The sequence below is a fragment of the Nonomuraea sp. NPDC003709 genome (genome assembly GCF_040610775.1).
GTDB classification, from domain to species: domain Bacteria; phylum Actinomycetota; class Actinomycetes; order Streptosporangiales; family Streptosporangiaceae; genus Nonomuraea; species Nonomuraea angiospora_A.
On sequence record NZ_JBEXMW010000003.1, the window covers coordinates 163,694 to 181,511 of the forward strand.

Here is a 17,818-nt window from a genome sequence, read left to right on the forward strand (position 1 = left end):
AGGTAGGGAGTATGGCGGGCGACTTGGTGCTCTACCTGGCCAAATCGCTCCATTGCACAGCCGGAAGACCTGGGAAGGCGCCGACATCGGCGCACGCCGACGGGCTGGAGCACTCGCGCATTTGAGAACTGAATCCGGGCTACCGCCTCCCACCGAAAAAGGCGGCCCACGCAGGGATATCTGCCCTGCTGCACATCCGCTGATCCATCAAGCACCGGGGCGGCCCTCATCCGCCAAGACACGAGCCGCCCCGGTTCCTCCTCAAGAGAGGTGTTCTCATCATGACCCACGACGTGCAGTTCATCTGCATCGTCTGCGAGGGAGTGGAGGAGTGCCTGTCCGGCGCTGAACCTCCCACCCCGCCTGTCTGTCCTACCTGCGCTCGGCTGACGCTCGCCGACCTCCTGAACGGTCTGGGGGTGCGGGCATGAATCGCTTCGCTGACCCGCTGGGCGCGGTGTTGGCCGCCGGTCCCGCATGCGGCCCGGACACCGCTGACCTGTTCACCGGCATCGACGAAGAGACCTTCGACGAGCGCCAGGAGCGCGAGCAGCGCGCCAAGGCCATCTGCCGCCGTTGCCCGGCGCTGGGGGAGTGCCTGACCTATTCGCTGGTGCTCGACCCGAGCGACGGCGTCTGGGCCGGGCTGAGCCCCGAGGACCGCAACGGCATCACCGCTGAGGCGGTGGCGTGATGGCCGGCCGCTTCCAGTGCTCCGACTGCACCCGCCGTTCCCAGAGTCCGTACGGCTGCCGCCACTGCGGCACCGCTGCTGCCCTTCAGGTGCAGCTCTGCCGTACCCACGGCCCGCGCACGCACGGCGGCTGCCTGGTCTGCCGCACTCTCGCCCGTTCCCAGTCCGGCCGCTGAAAGGAACGACCCGTCATGAGCACCATCGGCAGTCCCGACCCGTCCCACGAGCCGACTCCTGAGGAGATGGCCAGCGCGCTGGCCGATCTGGAAGCGCTCGCCAACCAGAGCTCGGTCACCGTCTCGCCGCCCCGGCCGCCGACGACCGGTGAGACCAAGCGCGTGCGGAAGCTACGCGCTGAGGTGGCCGAAGCACATCTGCTGGCCGACCTCCAGGACGACGATGCCCCGCTGTTGCTGGACACGCCCAAGGTGCGCAAGCGTCGCAAGGCCGCCCAGCAGGCCTCGCGACTGCACGCACTGGCTCAAGACCCTGAAATGCGCGCCTGGCAGGCCGCCCGGATGCGGCGCCTGCTGGTCACCGCCGCTCTCGTCTCGCTCACGCTCGCGCTGGCCTGGTCAACCGCGGGCGTACAGCACTTCGCGGCCGACGGTGCCGCGCCCTGGTCCCCGGCCTGGATCTTCGCCTGGCTGGTCGAACCATTCCTGTCCCTGGCCCTGCTGGTCGTGGTGGGCGCACGCGCCTATCTCGGCACGCGAGGCCAACCGCTCGACGACCCCAAGCTCGTACGGATCGAGTGGCTGTTCCTGGCGCTCACACTCGCCATGAACGCCTGGCCGTACCTGCCGCTGGTGGCCGCCGACTTCTCGCTGTCCCGGCTCGTCCTGCACGTCCTGGGGCCGATCGTCGCGGTGGCGGTCGTCACCGCACTGCCCCTCATCCTGGCCGCGTTCTCCGGCCTTGATCACGGCTCGTCTGGTACCCCTACCAGCCCTTCGTACAGGGTGAACGCCGCGACGCTCGACAAGCTGACCATCCAGGCTCGCCGCCTGATCAGCACGGGACAGCTCTCCGTCGACTCCGGGGCAGACAAGTTCCGCCGCGCCCTGGGGTGCGGGATGGACACCGCCCGAGCCGTCCGCGATGCCCTGCGCAGCAACCCCATCTGAAAGGAGGAAATCCGTGCTGAACATCGCCGTCATCGTAACGGCCATCTGCCTGGCCATCCCGGTGGCCACCTTCATCCGCATGTTGGTGACCGGCCCGCGCACGCGGGCTCAGATCCACATGGCCTTCCAGACCCTTTCCACCAACACGCAGGGCGCGACCTCATCCGCCAAGACTCCGGTCGCGCCCCGCAACCCCGCCCCTAGCAACGGCCACGAGGTGCACTCATCATGACCCAGAACCCGCACGAACCGGAAAACCAGCCCAGCGACGCTCCGGTGACCGGTCTGAACGACTTCCGCTTCGCGGACCTGCCCGACCCGGAGGCCGAAGACAACGGCGGCCAGGTCGTGCCGCTGGACAGCCGCCGCAAGGTGCGCTCGTCCGACGACGACACCGTGCCTGCCGAGGAGGACGAGTTCTTCGATCGCGAGACCGTCGCCACCGAAGACCGGACCCTTGGCGGGCCGGTAGACCCGCCGGACGACGATGCGACGTACGTGACCCGGAAGGTCCAGCGTCGGGCGCCCATCGTCCCTGCCACGCTTCGTACTTGGCGAGGCATCCGCGCGATGCTCGCTTGGCAGGCCAGAGACGCCGGTTACGTGATCGGCTACCACGCCGTGCGTTCGCCGAAGTACGCGGTCAAGACGCTCTGGTACGCCGTCCCCGGCCTGTTCGGCACCCTTGGGCGCCTGCTGCACTGGGCCACGGCCGAAGAGGGCAACTGGGCTCTGCGCCAGTACGCCGCCGACCGGAACGACCCCGAGACCTGGCTGAAGCTCGACAAGCAGCGCCAGCGTCAGTCCCGGTGGCGCTGGTTCGTGCTCGCCGGAGGCAGCATCGTGGCCGCTGTCGGGCTGATCGTGTTCGCCCTGGCTGACCTGCCGACGTGGGTGCGGTGGATGGCCCTGGCCGCCATGCTGCCCGCGCTCGCACGGGCCGGTCGCCCGGCGGACGCGCCCATCACGGACCGCGTCTCCGAGGGACCGCGCTACCGCAAGCTCACCGCCGAGTTGGTCCGCCGCGCGCTGCTGCACTGCGGCATCTCCGGCATCAACCAGGCCGTGAGCAAGGACCCGAACGCCATCAGCTTCCCGACCGAGATCCACCGCGACGGCCCTGGCCACCTGGCCATCATCGACCTGCCCTATGGGGTCGAAGCCGCCGATGTGGTGGCCAGGCGCGGTCGCCTGGCGTCCGCCATGCGCCTGCCGATGGATCAAGTCTGGCCTGAACCCGGCGCCGGCCACCCCGGCCGTCTGGCGCTCTGGGTCGGCTACCAGCCCGCGTCCGAGACGAAGCAGCCCGCCTGGCCGCTGCTGCGTGACGGCAAGGTGGACGTCTTCAAGCCCTTCCCGTTCGCCACCACGCCGCGCATGGAGACCGTCAACGCCTCCCTGATGTTCCGCAACTGGCTCGTGGGTGGCCAGCCTGGCTCCGGCAAGACCTTCGCGTTGCGCCTGGCCACGCTCGCCGCCGCCCTCGACCCACGTGCCGAGCTGCGCATCTACGAACTCAAGGGCGTCGGCGACTTCAAGGTCCTGGAGCCGGTCTGCACCGAGTACGGCAACGGCTTCGACGACGAGACCAAGGCGCGCTGTGCGGGCATGATCCGCTGGCTGTACACGGAGTGCGAGCGCCGGTCGAAGCGCATCGCGCACTACGCCGCGCTCGGCAAGGCCCCAGAGAACAAGGTCACTCCGGAACTGGCCAGCCTCAAGGGCTCAGGGCTGCACCCTCTGATCGTCGCCATCGACGAGATCCAGGAACTGTTCCTCGACCCCAAGCACGGCAAGGAAGCCGGGGACGTCTGCGAGAAGGTCATCAAGCTGGGCCGCGCCCTGGGCGTGATCCTGCTGATCGGCACCCAGATCCCGGACAAGGACAGCCTGCCGACCGGCATCACCCGCAACGTCAACACGCGCTACTGCATGTCGGTGGCCGACCAGGTCGCCAACGACATGATCCTGGGCACCTCGATGTACAAGAACGGCTACCGCGCCACCGTCTTCCAGCCGGTCGTCGAGGCCGGATGGGGCATCCTGGCCGGCCTGGGCACCCCGGCCGCCCGCCGCTCGTACGAGGTGAACTCTGACGACGCCCAGAAGGTCGTCACCCGCGCCATCGCGCTCCGTACCGCCGCCGGAACACTGCCCGAAGCCGACACCCAGACCCGCCAGGACGCGCCCACGTACGACCTGCTGGCCGACCTGGCGAAGGTCTGGCCCGCAGGAGAGAACGGCGCTTGGAACGAAACCCTGTGCGGCTACCTCAGCGAGCTGCGGCCCGACGTCTACAACGGCTGGGCCTCCGAACAGCTCACGACCGCGCTCAAGCCGCACGGCGTGACGGTCGCCTCCATCGGCCGACGGATCGACGGCAAGCCCGTCACCCGGCGTGGCATTCGCTTCGACGATCTGGCCGACGTAATCGCGGAGCGTAACCGCCGGAACGGCTCCGGCTGACCGTCCGGAGGGTGCTAGCGCTAGCTGCTCACCCTGCTAGCGCTAGCACCTCCGCTAGCACCCAAAAACCTGGCCTGATCAGGCCGCTAGCGCGCTAGCGGCCCTGGTTGACGACACCCAGAAACTGGCCCTGGAGGCTGTCTTGGACCCCGTCGCCTTCCTCGCTATCACCACCGCGACCCCGGTCGCGTTCGTCACCTTCCGTTACATCGTCGCCTGCTGGATCCACCCGTTCGGCACCTGCCGCAAGTGCCACGGCAAGCGCCATCTGCCCAACCGCATCGGCCGTGGCACCCATGAGTGCCGCCGCTGCCAGGGCACCGGCCTGCGGCTCCGCTGGGGCCGCCACGCCTACAACTTCGCCCGCCGCCTCTACACCGACGGCACCCGATGACCACCCACGAACAGGAGAGCGCCATGACCGCTGACCCGATCCGCTACGCCCTGGCCGCCGCCGCTCGTGGCTGGCACGTCTTCCCACTCGCGCCGGGCGGCAAGGAGCCGCCCCGCGGATTCACCCGCTGGGAAGAGCGCGCCACCGTACGGCCCGACATCATCCAGGCCACCTGGCGCAAGCCGTACAACGTCGGGGTGGCTTGCGGCCCTTCGGGACTCGTGGTCATCGACCTCGACATGCCGAAGCCCGACCAAACGCCGCCGCAGGAATGGGATCGTCCCGGCATCCACGACGGTGCCGACGTGTTCGCGGCCCTGTGCGCCGCGCAGGGGCAGGTACTGCCCCTGGAGACCTTCCAGGTGCGGACCCGGCGCGGCGGCCTGCACCTCTACTTCAGCGCCCCGGCCGACGTGCCTCTGGCCAACACCCAAGGCACGCTGGGCTGGCTGATCGACACGCGCGCAGTCGGCGGTTACGTCGTCGGACCTGGAAGCCGCGTTCACGCCAGTGACGGTCATGGCTCGTACGAGGTCCTTCACTCCTCGCCTGTCGCCCCGCTGCCTTCCTGGCTGGCAGAGCTGCTTCGACCCAAGCCACTGCCCGTGCAGAGACCCGTCTTGGTCACTCTGGCCGCTGACCGACACGGCTCTTACCTACGTGCAGCGATCACCGGCGAGTTGGAACGCGTGACCAGCTCCCCGCCGCATGGGCACAACATCGCGCTCTATCGCGCGTCCGTAGCGCTCGGACAGCTCGTGGCCGGCGGCGAGTTGCCCGAGGCCGACGTCACAGGCTGGCTGGCCAACGCTGCCCAGCAGATCGGTCAGCCCTACGGCGCGGCCATGCGCACCATCGCCAGCGGACTTCGGGCAGGTGCGCGCCGCCCGCGAACGGTGGCCGCATGACGAGCGAGCGCCCATCTCATCTACGCCTGGTCGCGGGTGATGTGGTCCACGTGCCTGGTGGTGACCAAGGAGCCGCGCCGACGCCGTTCCGCACCTCGTGGACCGCTGACGAGCTGATGTCCGTGACCTTCCCACCGACGAAGTGGGCCGTGCCGGGAGTGATCGCCGAAGGGCTCAACCTGCTGGCCGGTCCGCCCAAGGTCGGCAAGTCCTGGTTGTCACTGGCTACGGCCGTCGCCGTAGCCGGGGGAGGGAAGGCGTTGGAGGCCATAGAGGTCGAGCCCGGCCCGGTGCTGTACCTGGCGCTGGAGGACACGCCGCGCCGCCTCCAGTCCCGCATGGGCAAGATCTTGGGAGACAACCCCGCACCACGCGGCCTGACCCTGGCCACCGCGTGCGAGACCCTTCCAAGAGGCGGAGACCAGGCCATCGCCCGATGGCTGGAACGCAACCCCGGCGCGCGCATGGTCATCATCGACGTGTTCGCCAAGGTACGGGGCACCACTCCGCCCGGTCTGTCCGCCTACGACGCCGACTACGCCGCCATGAGCCGCGCCAAGAACTTGGCCGACACCTACGGCGTGGCCGTCGTCCTGGTCCATCACGTCCGCAAGATGGGCTCTGACGACTTCCTGGAGCAGGTCTCCGGCACCAACGGCCTGGCCGGTGCCGCTGACGCCACCCTGGTGCTGAAGCGCCAGCGCGGCACCGCCGACGGGGTGCTGCACGTCACCGGCCGCGACGTCGAAGAGGCCGAGTACGCCATGGCCTTCCAGCCCGCCGCCGGGGTGTGGCACCTGCTGGACGGCCCGCCTGAGGATCACACGCTGGGAGAGACCCGCGCGACCATCGTCCGCTACGTCCGCGCGAACCCGAACAGCACACCCAAGGCCATCGCCGACGGCACCGGCCTGTCCTACGAGAACGTCCGCAAGACCTGCCCGCGCATGGCCAGCGACGGACAGCTCTGCGTGGACGCCAGCAGCCGCTACCGGGTGCCAGGAACATCGGCCCAAGAAAGTGTCCCCGTCGTCCCTGGTGTCCCTGAACTTGCTGTGAGCAGTACGAACGCGGCCAGCCAGCAGGGACAGACGTCCCTGCCCACTGTCCCTGCTGTCCCTGTGCACGAGGAGGACACGCCGTCATGACCATCACCGTGCCGGACAGCGTCCGGCTCGACACGACCGACACCGTCACCCAGGAGGACATGCCCTTGCTGCTCACCGTCGAAGAGGCCGCGCACCGGCTCAGGATCGGGCGGACGCAGATGTACCAGCTCGTGAAGACCGGCGAAGTGGAGTCCGTCTGCATCGGCCGACTCCGCCGCGTCCCCATCGAGTGCCTGGCCGCCTACGTGAACAACCTCCTCGAAGGGAGCCGCTGACATGGGACGCAAGCCCAACGGCGCATCGAGCGTCTATCTCGGCAAGGACGGCTACTGGCACGGGCGGGTCACCGTAGGCGTCAAGGACGACGGAAAGCCCGACAGGCGGCACGTCATGGTCAAGTCGCAGGCAGAGGCCATCCGCCGAGTCCGCGCGCTGGAGAAGGAGCGCGACGGCGGCAAGGTTCGTAAGGCTGGGCAGACCTGGACGGTCGCGAAATGGCTCACTCACTGGATCGAGACCATCGCGGTCCCGCCCTCCATCAGAGAGAGCACACACTCTGGCTACAAGGTGGACGTCAACACCCACTTGATCCCCGGCATTGGGGCGCATCGTCTCGACAAGCTGACGCCAGAACACCTGGAGAAGCTGTACGCCAAGATCCAGGCGTCGGGGAAATCAGCCGGCACCGCACATCACGTCCACCGGACGGTTCGAACGGCGCTCAACGTCGCGGTGCGGCGCGGGCACATCACCACCAACCCAGCAACCCTGGCCAAGGCCCCGACGCTCACCGAGGAGGAGGTGGAGCCGTACGAGATCGACGAGGTGAAGCGGCTGCTCAAGGCGGCTGGTGAACTGCCGCGCAACAGCGCCCGGTGGGCGGTGGCGCTGGCGCTGGGACTTCGCCAAGGCGAAGCGCTGGGGCTCAAGTGGGCGGACGTGGACCTCGACAAGGGCAAGCTGCGAGTACGCCGGGGGCGCCAGCGTCCGAAGTACGAACACGGCTGCCAGGAGAACTGCGGTCGCAAGCCGGGCTTCTGCCCCAAGCGCAAGCAGGTAAGAGCCGAGACCGCTGCTACCAAGTCCCGCGCTGGCCGCCGCACTATCGGACTCCCGGCTCAGCTCACCGCTCTACTGCGCAAGCATCGAGAGGAACAGCAAGCGGGGCGCGCCAAGGCGCGCCAGCTCTGGGAGGAGGGGGACTGGGTCTTCACCACTGCAACCGGTCGCCCCGTCAGCCCTTACAGCGACTACCACGAGTGGAAAGATCTCCTGGCATCTGCCGGACTGAGGGACGGTCGGCTCCACGACGCCCGGCACACCGCCGCCACCGTGCTGCTGATCTTGGGGGTTCCCGAGCGAACCGTTATGGCGATCATGGGATGGTCCAGTAGCGGCATGGCACGCCGGTATCAGCACGTGACCGACGGCATCCGGAACACGGTGGCCAAGCAGGTTGACGGCCTGCTCTGGGAAGCGGGTGAGGAGGGGGAGGAACCCTCCGAAGAGGTCAACTGAGACTAAAACTGAGACTGGAATAGCGAAAGGGGCCGACTTGGATGGGGTCGGCCCCTTCGCGTTTACTGCCTCAACCAGGCGCGGAGGATAGGGGATTTGAACCCCTGATAGGTTGCCCTATACACGCTTTCCAAGCGTGCGCCCTCGGCCACTAGGCGAATCCTCCGCCGACGAGCTTACCGGACTTCTGGGCGTGTGCAGACCACCTTTTCCGGTGTGGAGCGAGCACTGCGTCATCCCGCTAGACTGTGCAGGGACCCCTCGCGCGGCGTCATCCTGTGAACCTCCCCAGGGCCGGAAGGCAGCAAGGATAAGCGGGCTCTGGCGGGTGTGCGAGGGGTCTCTTCGTTGAGAGCCCCCTCGCAGGCGGGATGGTCGCATGAGCCTTGCGCTTTACCGCAAGTACCGGCCCGGGACGTTCGCCGAGGTCAAGGGTCAGGAGCACGTCACAGACCCGCTGCGGCAGGCGTTGCGTACGGGGCGGATCAACCACGCCTACCTGTTCAGCGGCCCCCGCGGGTGTGGCAAGACCTCCAGCGCGCGCATCCTGGCGCGCTCTCTCAACTGCGAGAAGGGGCCGACGCCCGACCCGTGCGGTGTCTGCGAGTCGTGTGTCGCGCTCGCCCCCACCGGTCCTGGCCACCTCGACGTCATCGAGATCGACGCCGCCTCGCACGGTGGCGTGGACGACGCGCGCGACCTGCGTGAGCGGGCGTTCTTCGCCCCCGTCTCCGCGCGCTACAAGATCTACATCATCGACGAGGCGCACATGGTGACCCGGGAGGGTTTCAACGCGCTGCTCAAGCTCGTCGAGGAGCCCCCGCCGCACCTGAAGTTCATCTTCGCGACGACCGAGCCGGAAAAGGTCATCGGCACGATCAAGTCGCGTACCCACCACTACCCGTTCAGGCTGATGCCGCCCGCGACGCTCCGCGCGCTGCTGGAGGAGATCCTCACCTCCGAGAGCGTGCCCTTCGAGCCCACCGCGCTGCCCCTCGTCGTACGGGCGGGCGCGGGCTCGGCGCGTGACTCGCTGTCGATCCTCGACCAGCTCCTCGCCGGGGCCGAGGAGGACGGCATCACCTATGCCAAGGCCGTCTCCCTGCTCGGCTACACCGACGGCGACCTGCTCGACGAGGTCGTCAACGCGTTCGCGGCGCGTGCCGGCGGGCAGGTGTTCCACGCGGTCAACCGGGTCATCGAGGGCGGCCACGACCCCCGCCGCTTCGCCTCCGACCTGCTCGAACGCTTCCGTGACCTGGTCATCCTGGCGAACGTCCCCGAGGCGGCGTCGAGCGGGCTGCTCGACCGGCCCGCCGATGAGTTGGAGCGCCTGGTTCAGCAGGCCGCTTCGATGGGCCCGGCGGAGCTCACGCGCGCGGCCGAGGTCTTCAACGCCGGTCTCACCGAGATGCGCGGGGCCACCTCGCCTCGGCTGCTGCTGGAGCTGATGTGCGCGCGCGTCCTGCTTCCGGGTGCCGCGCAGGGTGAGGAGGCGTTGCTCGCCCGTATAGAGCGGCTGGAGCGTGGTGGGGCTGTCGCTCAGATGGCCGCCGCCAGGGTCGCGGCCCCGCCCGTCCCTTCCGTGGCTTCTGTCCCGCCTGTCTCCGCCCCGCCCGTTTCCGGTCCAGCCGGTACGGCCGGTCCCGCTTCGGTGTCCATTCCTCGACCGGGTGTCTCGTCCGGCCAGGGTGGCGCGCCGGCCCCGGCGGGTGCTGGGAGCGCGGGTGAAGCGGCGGCGGGTGGCCAGGGTCCGGCTGCCGCCGGTTCCGGGGCGGCGGGGGGTGACGACTGGCCTGAGCCGGCTCGTCCCGGTTCGCCTTCCGTGACACAGGCGGCCCCAGCGGCAGGCGGCGCGCCCCAGGCAGCCAGCGGCGGACAGCCCAGTGGCGGCGCTCCCACCGGGAGCGGGGCGGGGGCCCTGCAGGCGCAGTGGGCCGCCGTGCTGGCCTCGCTCAAGCAGCGCAGCATCGTCGTCTGGGCGAACGTGAGCACCAACGCCCAGGTCGTGGGCGTGGAAGGCAACCTCGTCACACTGGGCTTCACCCAGGTCGGCGCGATGAAGAACTTCACGGGCGGTGGCAAGGACGCCGTCGTGGCCGGTGCGCTCGGCGACGTGCTCGGCGGCACGTGGCGCGTCGAGGCGGTCGTCGGCGGCTCCCCGGCCCCCGGCGGCGGCTCCGCGTCCCGGGGCGCTCCCCGCCCGCCCGCGCACGGCGGCCCGGCGGGCGGTCAGGGCGCGGCGGGAGGTCATGGCGCGGCGGCGGGAGGTCATGGCGCGGCGCCCGGCTCGGCCGGCCCGCACGCTGCCTCCTCCGGCTCGACCGGTCCGCACGCCGCCTCCGGCTCGGCCGGTCCGCCTTCCGCCCCCTCCGGCGTGCCTGGACCTGCCGGTGCCCAGGGTGGGGCGGGCGCCCAGCCGGGGGCTCACGTTTCCCAGGGGCGTACGGCCTCCCACGGCGGGTCCCACGAGGACGGGGACTCCCAGGAGGCCGGCCCAGGCCACCCCGCGGCCGGGTCCACCGGACGTCAGACCACGGACGAGTCCTGGCCCGACGCTCCTGACGACCTCAGCCCCGGCTCACCGCCGGCCCCCGACCCCACGAACACCGTCTCCGTCGTCGCGGTCGGCAGCGGGATGGCCGCCGCGAAGTCGGCGGCGCGGGCCGCGGCCCAGGCGGGTCCGCGCGTTCCGGCCGCCCGTGGCAGCGCCGCGGCCTGGCCGGAGAGCGTCCCCAGCCGCGACAAGGGCCCGGAGTCGGACGACGTCGACCCCCTGAACGACGTCGACGCCGACGTGGACGCGGTCTCCGGCATGGCTTTGCTGGAGCGCGAGCTCGGCGCCCGGGTGATCGGCGAGATCGATCACGCCTGAGGGCCGCACCGAAGGCCGCACCTGAGACCACACCGAAGGCCGTGCCGGAGATCGTGCCGGAGGCCGCACTGAAGGCCGTGCCTGAGATCGCGCTGGAAGACCGCGCCTGAGGCAGCGCCTGAGCGTCAGGGGCAGAGTCGGGAGCGGGCGGCCGCGGAGCGGGGGTCGGTGGAGGGAAGGGCGGCCAGGCGCTCCAGGACCTCGTAGTCGTTCCGGCCGCTGCAGGTCTGCGCGTACGTCCACAGCTCGTCCGGCGACCCGTGCCGCAGCAGGCACACGCGTACCTGCGCCTCCAGCTCGTCCCGCTCGCGGCGGATCTCCGGCGACTCCGAGCGGAGCAGCAGCGGGCCCCGGTACGCGCGGGCCAGCGCGCGGGAGTCGCTGGCCGACAGATGGTGGCGTACCTCCAGGAAGTCGGCCTCCAGCGGGCAGGTCAGCCGGTACGGCTTGGCCGCGATGGCCTCCCCGAGCTGGGCCCGCAGCCGGTGGATCTCCGCCCTGATGGTCACCGGGTTGCCGTCGTCGCCGTAGAGGTGGAACGAGAGCTGCTCGGCCGTCAGCCCGTGCGGATGCAATGCGAGCAGGGCCAGGATCTCGGCGTGCCGGAGCGAGAGCGGCCGGTCGAGCTCGCCGAACGTGGCCACCGGCTGCCCCTCGCCGAGGAAGGACAGGGCGAGCGTGGGAGGCGCCGCGGAGGATGTGAGACGCAGGAGGAAGCCGTCGGAGAACGGCTCCAGCACGGCGGCGGAACCGTCCTGGAGTATCACCCGCCGGCCGGACAGGCGGATGCGCTCGCCCAGGGAGCCGGCCGGGTCGCCGGAGAGCACGCGGCCGGTGGCCGACAGCAGGACCCCGGGCCGCCCGCGCAGGGACTCGAAGCGGCGGCGCAGGCGCTCGTCGCGTTCGTGCATGCGCAGCGCGAGCTGGGTCTCGGTGAGCTTGGCCGTGGCGGCGACCAGCGCGACGGTCGCGGGGTGCAGGCTGCGCGAGGTGCCGCTGACGTCGACGCAGCCGACGATCTGGCCCGAGTCCGGGTCGGTGATCGGGGCGGCGCTGCACGACCAGATGTGCAGCACCCGCATGAGGTGCTCCTCGGAGTAGACGTGCACGGGCCGGCCCGCTTCGAGCGCGGTGCCGATGCCGTTGGTGCCGACCGTGCCCTCGGCCCACTGGTGCCCGTCGGCCAGACCGATCTGGTCTGCCCGGCGCATGATCGCGTGGTTGCCCTCGCGCCACAGCACCCGTCCGCCGCCGTCGGTGATGATCAGGACCTCGTCGGCCAGGCTGGACAGCGTCTGGGCGATGAGGGGCAGCAACGGCTGCAACGGGTGCGCCTGGCGGACGTCCTTGATGTGGGAAAGGTCGTAGATCAGGGGCGCGCTCTTGCCCTCCGGGTCGATCCCGGCCTCCAGCGACCGCTCCCAGGAGGCGGTGATCAGGCGGCGGGGCAGCTCCGGAGGCACGCGGCCGGCCGCCGCCGCTTCGTGCGCTCCGCGTAGCAGGCGCGAGTACGCGTCGAGGTCTGCGTAACTCATCGGTCACTCCAAGTAGTCAACAAAGAGCATCCGTCCTGCGGGCAATCCGCGCAACCCCTAAGGGGGGATTGCACAGGGTGATTGAATGAACGCAACGTGTGTGCAACGTCAGGGTCGCTAACTTCTTGTGGCAACGCGTCGGCGTGGTGCGGCCGCTCCGCCGACGTGGTGGCCGGGTCTCGGACGCTGGAGGGGGGCCGAGATCCGGCCAAAAAACATCCCAGGTAGGGCTGCACCAGTACAGGACGACGCCCAAACCCCGTAGGCTCGTGGCAGTCAAGAACCGGAGCCACGAGGAGCGCACGACGGTGAACCCAGGGGATGTCAACCTGCAGCAGCTGCTGGAGCAGGCCCAGCTCATGCAGCAGCAGCTTGTGAGCGCCCAGCAGGAGCTCAACGACGCGCAGATCGAGGGCTCATCGGGCGGTGGCCTTGTCACGGCCGTGGTCAACGGCTCAGGTGAGCTGCTGGAGCTCAGGATCGACCCGAGCGTGATCGACGCCGGGGACGCGCAGGACACCGCGGACACGATCGCCGACCTGGTGATCGCGGCCGTCCGCGACGCCGTCCGCGCCGCGGCCGATCTGCAGCAGGAGAAGCTCGGCCCGCTGGCCCAGGGGCTGGGTGGCGGCGGCCTCGGACAGTTGCCAGGGTTCTAGGCATGTACGAGGGGGTCGTCCAGAACTTGATCGACGAGCTGGGCCAGCTGCCCGGCGTCGGTCCCAAGAGCGCGCAGCGGATCGCGTTCCACCTGCTGGCGGCCGATCCGGCCGACGTCAAGCGGCTCGCGCACGCGCTGCTGGAGGTCAAGGAGAAGGTCCGTTTCTGCCGCGTCTGCGGAAACGTGGCCTCCGAAGAGGAGTGTCGGATCTGTCGTGACCCGCGCCGCGACACCCACGTGATATGTGTGGTGGAGGAGTCGAAGGACGTCGTCGCGATCGAGAAGACGCGCGAGTTCCGTGGCACGTACCACGTGCTCGGCGGCGCGATCAGCCCGATCGACGGAGTCGGCCCCGACGACCTGCGCATCCGCGAGCTCATGACACGTCTGGCGGATGGTCGGGTCACCGAGCTCATCCTCGCCACCGATCCCAACCTCGAGGGCGAGGCGACGGCTACCTACCTCGCCCGTCTGGTCAAGCCGATGGGCATCAAAGTGACACGACTGGCCAGCGGTCTGCCTGTGGGCGGTGACCTCGAGTACGCCGACGAGGTGACCTTGGGCCGCGCTTTCGAAGGACGGAGGCTGCTGGATGTCTGACCAGTGGAATGCGCTGGCCGAAGAGATCTCCGGGCACGCGCAGGACTACGTCGACGGCCTGACCAGGGTCGCCGGCGGCGAGGGCGGCGACGCCATCTGGTCGCTGCTGCTGGTGGAGGTCGCGCAGGTCAGCCTGGCCGGCGCCAAGCTCGGGGCCAACCGCGACGTGATCCTCGCGGGCAACTACGAGCCGGCCATGAGCGAGGACCCCGACATCGACGGCGTCCGCACCTCGCTGGCCGAGCGGCTGCGGCCGGTCGACGACTACGCCGAGGTGTTCGACCCGTACAAGGACACCGGTGTCACGCCCTACCGGCTCTCGGACGACCTGACCGCGGTCGCCGCCGATCTCATCCACGGCCTGCGCCACTACCACGCGGGTCGGCCCCACGAGGCGCTCTGGTGGTGGCAGTACTCCTACTTCAACACCTGGGGCAACCACGCGGGCGCCGCGATGCGTGCCCTCCAGGCCCTGGCCGCGCACTCGCGTCTGGACGTCGCCGAGGAGACGACCGTCTGATCGTCCAGATAGTGGTACAGCCCATCGGGTTCCTGAGAAGCCCCCAGTAGACTGGCAGCTCACAGTCCAAACCGGGAGACTCTCGTGGCGCTCGTTGTGCAAAAGTACGGTGGTTCGTCCGTCGCCGACGCGTCCTGCATCAAGCGGGTCGCGCAGCGGATCGTCGCGACGAAAAAAGCCGGCAACGACGTGGTCGTGATCGTCTCCGCCATGGGCGACACGACGGACGAGCTGCTCGACCTGGCCGAGCAGGTGTCGCCGCTGCCCCCGGGCCGCGAGCTCGACATGCTGCTGACCTCGGGCGAGCGCATCTCGATGGCCCTGCTGGCGATGGCGATCGCCAACCTCGGCCACGAGGCCCGTTCGTTCACCGGCTCGCAGGCAGGTGTGATCACCGACTCCATCCACGGCAAGGCGCGCATCATCGACGTGACGCCCAGCCGCATCCGTGAGGCGATCGACCTGGGCAACATCGCGATCGTGGCCGGCTTCCAGGGCGTCTCGCAGGACACCAAGGACATCACCACGCTGGGCCGCGGCGGGTCCGACACCACGGCGGTGGCGCTGGCGGCGGCCCTGCAGGCCGACGTGTGCGAGATCTACACCGACGTCGACGGCGTGTTCACCGCCGACCCCCGCATCGTGCCGGCGGCGCGGCAGATCCCCAGGATCTCGTACGACGAGATGATGGAGATGGCCGCGTGCGGCGCGAAGATCCTGCATCTGCGCTGCGTCGAATACGCTCGCCGGTTCGACCTGCCGATTCACGTACGCAGCTCGTTCAGCACCAAGGAAGGCACCTGGGTCGTCTCCGACCCTTACACCGAAGGAACCGAGATGGAGCAGCCGATCATCTCCGGCGTCGCACACGACCGGAGCGAGGCCAAGATCACAGTTGTCGGGGTCCCCGACAAGGTCGGAGAGGCTGCCTCGATCTTCAAAACGCTGGCCGACGCCGAGATCAACATCGACATGATCGTGCAGAACGTCTCGGCCGCGGCCACGGGCCGCACGGACATCTCCTTCACGCTGCCGACGGCCGACGCCCAGACGGCGCTGGCGTCGCTGAAGAAGATCCAGGGTCAGATCGGTTACGAGTCGCTGCTCTTCGACGACCAGATCGGGAAGGTGTCGCTGATCGGCGCGGGCATGCGCTCGCACCCCGGCGTCACGGCGACGTTCTTCGCGGCCCTCGCCGACGCGGGGGTCAACATCGAGATGATCTCCACCTCGGAGATCCGCATCTCGGTGGTCGTCGAGCAGGACGGTGTCGACACGGCCGTGCAGGCCGCCCACCGCGCGTTCTCGCTCGACGCCGACCAGGTCGAAGCCACGGTGTACGGAGGTAGTGGACGATGAGCAGGCCTACTCTCGCCCTGATCGGCGCCACCGGCGCCGTGGGCACCGTCATGCGCGACATCGTGTCGTCGCGTGAGGACGTCTGGGGCGAGATCCGTCTCGTCGCCTCGCCGCGTTCAGCGGGCAAGGTGCTCCAGGTGCGCGGCGAGGACGTCGTGGTGCAGGCCCTCGCGCCCGAGGTGTTCGACGGCATCGACATCGCGATCTTCGACGTGCCGGACGAGGTGTCGGCGGTATGGGTGCCGATCGCGGCCGAGCGCGGCGCGATCGTGATCGACAAGTCGGGGACGTTCCGGATGGAGCCGGACGTGCCGCTGGTCGTGCCCGAGGTCAACCCGCTCGACGCGCGCAACCGGCCGCGCAACATCATCTCGACCCCCAACTGCACGACGCTGTCGATGATGGCGGCCATGGGGGCGCTGCACGCCGAGTTCACGCTCACGGAGCTGGTCGTCGCCTCCTACCAGGCGGTGTCGGGCGCCGGCGTGGCGGGTTCGGCGCGGCTCTACGACGAGGTCGAGGCGCTGGCGGGCGACCGCACGATCGGCCAGGCGGCCGGTGACGTACGCAAGGTGCTGGCCAACAAGCTGCCCGACGACTCGCCGTTCCCCGCGCCCATCGCGTTCAACGTGGTGCCGTGGGCCGGCTCCTACAAGGACGGCGGCTGGGCCTCCGAGGAGCTCAAGCTCCGCAACGAGTCCCGCAAGATCCTCGGCATCCCCGACCTCAAGGTCTCCTCGACCTGCGTGCGCGTGCCGGTGATCACGACTCACTCGCTGGCCGTGCACGCGCGGTTCGAGCGTGAGATCACGGTCGCCGACGCGCACCGCGTCCTGGAGGCGGCGCCGACGGTGGTCCTCATGGACGACCCGGCCAACGGGGTCTACCCGACGCCTCTCGACGTGGTGGGCAACGACCCGACCTACGTGGGCCGCATCCGTCAGGCGATCGACTTCCCCAACACGCTCGACCTGTTCGTGTGCGGTGACAACCTGCGCAAGGGCGCGGCGCTCAACGCGGCGGAGATCGCCGAGCTGGTCGCGGGCGAGCTGTAACCTCATCCGGATGGTGTGACGCCGTGCATTTCGCACGGCGTCCGCCGTCCGGTGCTGTCCAGGTGGTGTGACGCCGTGCGCTCCCCGCACGGCGTACCCTCACCCGGGCTCTGTCACCGGAAGAGGATGTCCCAGTGGTCGCTCTCGTCGGCGAAGACGGTGCCTGAGCCGGAACGGTAGAGCCGGGCGCCGTCGCTGCGCACGCCGGCCTTCGCGTGGTAACGCGTGATGTGCCGGTCGATGCAGGTGTTGTGAGAGATGTCGAGCTTGTAGCCGTTGCCGTGGCTGTACTGCCCGGGAGCGTGGCCCGCTTCCGTGCCACCCGTCACCATGATCGGGCAGCCGCTCTCGCGCTTCAGCTCGATCATCCGGGCGATGGTCCCGGTCCGCACCGAGTCGAGCGACGTGCAGTGGTGCACGTGCTTGCTGGAGCAGTTGCCGGTCGACTTCATCCGCACGCCCCCGCTCCTCAGCCAGCCGGTGGCCAGGCCGTGGGACATATGCATGGCCCCGAAGCGCGGCAGGACACGCGTCAGATCGACTTCAGAGCGCCTGAGCGCCGCGCGCGGCCGTACCCGGGGCATCCGGGCCACTCTGGTACGTACGCGGCTCTTGGCGGATCTGGTGGCCGGAGATCGCGGTGCCGTCGCCGGCGGGTCGATGACCGTCAGCTGCGCGGGCCCGTGCAGGCGGGGCGGCGTCCAGTCGTCGGGCGGTCCCTCCTGTTCGTCGGCCGAGTCGCTGAAGGGCCAGCCCGGCGTGGCGGTGATGTCCTCACCGGCCGCCATGAGCCGATCGAACGCCCAGGTCCGGCCCGAGTCCGGCCCGGCCTCCTGCTCCGAGCCCTCGGACTCGGCCGATTTTTGGCTGTCCGGCGCAGCCGACCCTTCGGGGTGGGTGGCGGCTGAAGCGGCCGAGGCCAGCGCGATTATGGTTATCTCAATGCCGAGGAGTGCGACTACTGCGAGGCGCACTGTTCCACGTATCCACATGTCGA

General features: G+C 69.6%; 17 protein-coding genes, 1 tRNA gene and 1 other RNA gene. 16 read left to right on the forward strand and 3 right to left on the reverse strand.

Features of this window, described 5'->3' with window-relative positions; all coding sequences use genetic code 11:
* Nucleotides 1-427 precede the first annotated feature (427 nt).
* The 9 genes from ABZX61_RS09430 (at nt 428) to ABZX61_RS09470 (ending at nt 8,216) form a co-directional block, all read left to right on the forward strand.
* A complete protein-coding gene (locus ABZX61_RS09430) occupies nt 428-694 on the forward strand; it encodes a WhiB family transcriptional regulator (protein ID WP_355192990.1) in 267 nt (88 codons plus the stop codon).
* 191 nt (nt 695-885) lie between these two features.
* Nucleotides 886-1,821 carry a hypothetical protein gene (locus ABZX61_RS09435; RefSeq protein ID WP_355192992.1) on the forward strand — a complete coding sequence of 312 codons (936 nt, stop codon included), beginning with the start codon at nt 886-888 and terminating at the stop codon, nt 1,819-1,821.
* A gap of 13 nt (nt 1,822-1,834) precedes the next feature.
* Nucleotides 1,835-2,053, forward strand: a complete 219-nt coding sequence (locus ABZX61_RS09440; protein ID WP_355192994.1) for a hypothetical protein — start codon at nt 1,835-1,837, stop codon at nt 2,051-2,053.
* Entirely contained in the window at nt 2,050-4,287 is a 2,238-nt protein-coding gene (locus tag ABZX61_RS09445; RefSeq protein WP_355192996.1) for a cell division protein FtsK, read from the forward strand. The genes ABZX61_RS09440 and ABZX61_RS09445 overlap by 4 nt, the downstream gene beginning before the upstream one ends.
* A 142-nt stretch (nt 4,288-4,429) precedes the next feature.
* A complete protein-coding gene (locus ABZX61_RS09450) occupies nt 4,430-4,681 on the forward strand; it encodes a hypothetical protein (RefSeq protein WP_355192998.1) in 252 nt (83 codons plus the stop codon).
* A 23-nt stretch (nt 4,682-4,704) separates the two neighbouring features.
* Nucleotides 4,705-5,589 (forward strand): bifunctional DNA primase/polymerase, encoded by an 885-nt coding sequence (locus tag ABZX61_RS09455; protein ID WP_355193000.1) that lies wholly within the window; start codon nt 4,705-4,707, stop codon nt 5,587-5,589.
* The gene (locus ABZX61_RS09460; protein ID WP_355193002.1) at nt 5,586-6,737 is read left to right on the forward strand and encodes an AAA family ATPase; all 1,152 of its coding nucleotides are present in this window, start codon (nt 5,586-5,588) and stop codon (nt 6,735-6,737) included. The genes ABZX61_RS09455 and ABZX61_RS09460 overlap by 4 nt, the downstream gene beginning before the upstream one ends.
* Complete coding sequence (locus ABZX61_RS09465) at nt 6,734-6,973, forward strand: helix-turn-helix domain-containing protein (protein ID WP_355193004.1); 240 nt, start codon at nt 6,734-6,736, stop codon at nt 6,971-6,973. The genes ABZX61_RS09460 and ABZX61_RS09465 overlap by 4 nt, the downstream gene beginning before the upstream one ends.
* A gap of 1 nt (nt 6,974) precedes the next feature.
* Nucleotides 6,975-8,216 (forward strand): site-specific integrase, encoded by a 1,242-nt coding sequence (locus tag ABZX61_RS09470; protein ID WP_355193006.1) that lies wholly within the window; start codon nt 6,975-6,977, stop codon nt 8,214-8,216.
* Between the two features lie 81 nt (nt 8,217-8,297).
* Here the strand turns inward: ABZX61_RS09470 and ABZX61_RS09475 are convergent.
* Nucleotides 8,298-8,382, reverse strand: a tRNA-Ser gene (locus ABZX61_RS09475).
* 86 nt (nt 8,383-8,468) lie between these two features.
* Here ABZX61_RS09475 and ffs point away from each other — a divergent pair.
* Both ffs and ABZX61_RS09485 read left to right on the forward strand, forming a co-directional pair.
* An RNA gene (ffs, locus tag ABZX61_RS09480) (signal recognition particle sRNA small type) lies at nt 8,469-8,564 on the forward strand.
* Between the two features lie 31 nt (nt 8,565-8,595).
* A complete protein-coding gene (locus ABZX61_RS09485; RefSeq protein ID WP_355193008.1) occupies nt 8,596-11,091 on the forward strand; it encodes a DNA polymerase III subunit gamma and tau in 2,496 nt (831 codons plus the stop codon).
* Between the two features lie 125 nt (nt 11,092-11,216).
* Here the strand turns inward: ABZX61_RS09485 and ABZX61_RS09490 are convergent, their stop codons facing one another.
* On the reverse strand, nt 11,217-12,626 hold the full coding sequence (locus tag ABZX61_RS09490; RefSeq protein WP_355193010.1) for a GAF domain-containing protein: 1,410 nt from the start codon (nt 12,624-12,626) through the stop codon (nt 11,217-11,219).
* A gap of 308 nt (nt 12,627-12,934) precedes the next feature.
* Here ABZX61_RS09490 and ABZX61_RS09495 point away from each other — a divergent pair, with 308 nt between their 5' ends.
* The 5 genes from ABZX61_RS09495 to ABZX61_RS09515 all read left to right on the forward strand — a co-directional run bounded on the left by ABZX61_RS09495 (nt 12,935) and on the right by ABZX61_RS09515 (nt 16,821).
* Nucleotides 12,935-13,285 carry a YbaB/EbfC family nucleoid-associated protein gene (locus ABZX61_RS09495; RefSeq protein ID WP_350724084.1) on the forward strand — a complete coding sequence of 117 codons (351 nt, stop codon included), beginning with the start codon at nt 12,935-12,937 and terminating at the stop codon, nt 13,283-13,285.
* A gap of 2 nt (nt 13,286-13,287) precedes the next feature.
* Nucleotides 13,288-13,887: a recombination mediator RecR gene (gene recR, locus ABZX61_RS09500; RefSeq protein WP_355193012.1), complete on the forward strand. Its 600-nt coding sequence runs from the start codon at nt 13,288-13,290 to the stop codon at nt 13,885-13,887.
* Nucleotides 13,880-14,407 carry a DUF5063 domain-containing protein gene (locus tag ABZX61_RS09505; protein ID WP_355193014.1) on the forward strand — a complete coding sequence of 176 codons (528 nt, stop codon included), beginning with the start codon at nt 13,880-13,882 and terminating at the stop codon, nt 14,405-14,407. Before recR ends, ABZX61_RS09505 begins: the two co-directional genes overlap by 8 nt.
* 84 nt (nt 14,408-14,491) lie before the next feature.
* Nucleotides 14,492-15,766, forward strand: coding sequence for an aspartate kinase (locus ABZX61_RS09510; RefSeq protein WP_350724080.1), 1,275 nt, complete (start codon nt 14,492-14,494; stop codon nt 15,764-15,766).
* On the forward strand, nt 15,763-16,821 hold the full coding sequence (locus ABZX61_RS09515) for an aspartate-semialdehyde dehydrogenase (RefSeq protein ID WP_355193016.1): 1,059 nt from the start codon (nt 15,763-15,765) through the stop codon (nt 16,819-16,821). Before ABZX61_RS09510 ends, ABZX61_RS09515 begins: the two co-directional genes overlap by 4 nt.
* A 113-nt stretch (nt 16,822-16,934) precedes the next feature.
* On the opposite strand, the gene ABZX61_RS09520 is transcribed toward ABZX61_RS09515, so the two are convergent.
* Complete coding sequence (locus tag ABZX61_RS09520) at nt 16,935-17,795, reverse strand: hypothetical protein (RefSeq protein ID WP_355193018.1); 861 nt, start codon at nt 17,793-17,795, stop codon at nt 16,935-16,937.
* Nucleotides 17,796-17,818: the final 23 nt, after the last annotated feature.

Coding starts and splice junctions, on each gene's coding strand:
- ABZX61_RS09430 (WP_355192990.1), top strand. CDS start 428: ATGAATCGCTTCGCTGACCCGCTGGGCGCGGTGTTGGCCGCCGGTCCC.
- ABZX61_RS09435 (WP_355192992.1), top strand. CDS start 886: ATGAGCACCATCGGCAGTCCCGACCCGTCCCACGAGCCGACTCCTGAG.
- ABZX61_RS09445 (WP_355192996.1), top strand. CDS start 2,050: ATGACCCAGAACCCGCACGAACCGGAAAACCAGCCCAGCGACGCTCCG.
- ABZX61_RS09455 (WP_355193000.1), top strand. CDS start 4,705: ATGACCGCTGACCCGATCCGCTACGCCCTGGCCGCCGCCGCTCGTGGC.
- ABZX61_RS09460 (WP_355193002.1), top strand. CDS start 5,586: ATGACGAGCGAGCGCCCATCTCATCTACGCCTGGTCGCGGGTGATGTG.
- ABZX61_RS09465 (WP_355193004.1), top strand. CDS start 6,734: ATGACCATCACCGTGCCGGACAGCGTCCGGCTCGACACGACCGACACC.
- ABZX61_RS09470 (WP_355193006.1), top strand. CDS start 6,975: ATGGGACGCAAGCCCAACGGCGCATCGAGCGTCTATCTCGGCAAGGAC.
- ABZX61_RS09485 (WP_355193008.1), top strand. CDS start 8,596: ATGAGCCTTGCGCTTTACCGCAAGTACCGGCCCGGGACGTTCGCCGAG.
- ABZX61_RS09490 (WP_355193010.1), bottom strand. CDS start 12,626: ATGAGTTACGCAGACCTCGACGCGTACTCGCGCCTGCTACGCGGAGCG.
- recR (WP_355193012.1), top strand. CDS start 13,288: ATGTACGAGGGGGTCGTCCAGAACTTGATCGACGAGCTGGGCCAGCTG.
- ABZX61_RS09505 (WP_355193014.1), top strand. CDS start 13,880: ATGTCTGACCAGTGGAATGCGCTGGCCGAAGAGATCTCCGGGCACGCG.
- ABZX61_RS09515 (WP_355193016.1), top strand. CDS start 15,763: ATGAGCAGGCCTACTCTCGCCCTGATCGGCGCCACCGGCGCCGTGGGC.